This window comes from Hydrogenophaga sp. FW305-3-2-15-A-LB1, assembly GCF_058787875.1.
In genome coordinates this window covers 1-2791 of record NZ_JBYTAE010000170.1, presented here as the reverse complement: position 1 = coordinate 2791, position 2791 = coordinate 1, and the positions used below count along the sequence as shown (strand labels likewise).

Genomic DNA, 2791 nt, shown 5'->3' with positions numbered 1-2791 from the left:
CCTCCCATCCCTGGGCGCCGCGCACCCTGGCGAACCCCGCTGGCCATCGCGCTGGCGGTGTTGCTGGCGCTGGGGGTGTTGGCCGGGGCGGAGTGGACCTACCAGCGTGCCCTGGACTCCCTGGCCAGCCTGGGCGCGCGCGACACCGCGCGCAACGCCATCCAGACCGTGATGCGCCGCCTGCTGGACATGGAAACCGCCCAGCGCGGCTACCTGCTCACCGGCCGACCGCAGTACCTCGACCCCTACCAGGCCGCCGAAACCGACATCGCCCATGCCATCAGCCGCTTGCGCGAGCACTACCGCAGCGACCCCGATCTGCTGCGCCTGGTGGACAGCCTGCAGGAGCGCGCGCGCGAAAAAACCTCGGAGGTCACCGAGACCATCGCCCTGTACAACGCCGGCTCCCACGCCGCCTGGCACGGGCTGATGCTCACCGACATCGGCCGCGAGAAGATGGAAGGGGTGCGCCGGGTGGCCGACGTGCTGATGGTCACGGAAGAGCGTCGCCTGGGCATCGAGCGCGCGGCCATCTACCGCACGCTGGCGGTGGGCCACATCGGCGTGTACGTTCTGACGCTGCTGAGTCTGCTGGCCTACGTGTTCTTCCTGCGCAAGAACGCCGCCCTGCAGACCAGCCAGATCGAACATGCCCGCCATCTGCAGATGGAGCGCGATTCGCTGGAGAGCCAGGTGCGGCTGCGCACGGAAGAACTCGCGCAGCTCAACCTCGGCTTGCAGGAGATGCGCGACGGCGAGCGCAGCGGCCTGGCGCGCGCGCTGCACGACGACCTGGGTGCCCTGCTCACCACCGCCAAGCTCGACCTCACGCGGTTGCGCCACTCGCTGCACACCACCGACCCGGAGGTGACCGAGCGGCTGCGGCACCTGAGCTCCTCGCTGGACGAAGGCATCGGGATGAAGCGGCGCATGATGGAAGAGCTGATGCCATCGGCCCTGCACAACCTGGGCCTGCAGGCCGCGATCGAGCACCGCGCCACCGAGTTCGAGCAGCAGACGGGCATGACCATCGACCTCGCCTTCATGCCCGTGACGCTGGACGTGCCGTCCGAACAGGCGCTGTTCGCGGTGGTGCAGGGCGCGCTGTCCAATGTGGAGCGGCACGCCAGCGCCACGATCGTTTCGCTGCGCCTGGCCCAGGAAGGCATCCACGCGGTGGTGGAGGTGCAGGACAACGGACTGGGCTTTGCCGACCGCCAGGGCACCACCTCGGCCAGTGGACTGAGGAACCTGCGCCACCGCATCGAGTCGCTCGGCGGGCAGTTCAGCGTGCACTCCGTGCCGGGCTCGGGCACCCGCGTCATGGCGCGCCTGCCCTTGCGCCAGCGCGATCCGGCCCCGCCCGGTGCCCCACGTGCTACAACCTCGGGATGATGATCAAGTCCTCCATCGAACGTGTGGCGCGCAACCGCTTCGGGATGCCCATCATCCTGGCGCTGGCGCTGATCATGCTGGTGGTCAACGAAGCCAGCTACCAGCATTCGCGTTCGACGCTGATGCAGGGCATCACGCTGAGCGATGCGCGCCAGCAGGCCGCCCGCACCCTGCAGGCCCTCACCGACGCCGAGGTCGCGGTGCGCGCCTTCATGCTCAGCGCCCAGCAGGCCGACCTGAGCAACTACCGCGAGGCCATCAACGAGATGGAGGGGGTTCAGCAGGATGCGTTCAAGCGGCTGGAAGAGCTGGACCCCAAGCGCACCGTGTCGGTGGTGAACGTGCGCAAGCGGATCGAGGAGCGCACGGCCACCTTGAACCAGTGGGTGAGCATGACTGAGCAGGGCCGGCGCATGGATGCCCAGACACTCGCCGTGAGCGACCAGGGCCGCCTGCGTTATGCCGAACTGCGCCAGGAGTTCGAATTCGTGCTCGAACGCGCCGCCGCGATCCAGAAGACGGCGCGGGTATCGCTCTACGACGCGATGATGATCAACCGGCTGGCGATCCACCTGCTGGTGCTGGTGGCCTGGGTGGCGCTGATCCTGTTCATGCGCCAGTTGCGCGACAACGACCGGCGCCAGTCCGAGGAACACCAGCGGCTGGCCACGCAGGTGGCCTTGCGCACCACCGCACTGCGCAACCTGGCCGGCCACCACGTCAACGCCCGGGAAGACGAGCGCGGGCGGGTGGCGCGCGAGCTGCACGACGAGATGGGCGGCCTGCTCACCGCGATGAAGCTCGACATCGCGCGCCTGCGCCGCGTGCCCGCCCTGCCGCCCCCGGCGCTGGAGCGCCTGGCCAGCATCGAACAGCGCCTGACCGAGGGCATTGCCGTGAAGCGGCGCATCATCGAACACCTGCGGCCGTCCTCGCTGGACCAGCTGGGCCTGATCCCCGCGCTGGAAATGCTCTGCCAGGACGCGGCCGGCCGCATGGGCATCGAGGTGGAGATGCACCTCTCGCCGGTCGAACTCGGCAAGGACGCGGAACTCACCGTGTACCGGCTGGTGCAGGAGTCCCTGACCAACGTCCAGAAGTACGCACGGGCCCACCGCGTGTGGGTGGGACTGGCGCAGGAGGACAGCACGGTGCGCGTCTCGGTGCGCGACGACGGCCAGGGATTCGACATCGACAGCGTGCCGGCGGGCCACCACGGCCTGCTGGGCATGCGGGTGCGGGTGGAGTCGCACAGCGGCCAGCTGCACGTCCACAGCGAGCCACGCCAGGGCACCCTGGTCGAGGCCGAGCTGCCGGCGAAGACCGTGGACACCCCCGCCGCAGATTCGGCCTGAACGCGCCGCCCTGCCCGCCGGCCCATGTCCCGCTCACGGCC

At 69.5% G+C, this 2791-nt stretch carries 2 protein-coding genes; both read left to right on the top strand.

The annotated features are described in order from the left end of the window. Positions 1-1395 (top strand): CHASE3 domain-containing protein (locus AC3WPZ_RS27825; RefSeq protein WP_492442588.1); only part of this gene is annotated, 1395 nt, incomplete at its 5' end. Next, positions 1392-2750 carry a sensor histidine kinase gene (locus AC3WPZ_RS27820; protein WP_444687576.1) on the top strand — a complete coding sequence of 453 codons (1359 nt, stop codon included), beginning with the start codon at positions 1392-1394 and terminating at the stop codon, positions 2748-2750. The genes AC3WPZ_RS27825 and AC3WPZ_RS27820, both read left to right, overlap by 4 nt. Positions 2751-2791: the final 41 nt, after the last annotated feature.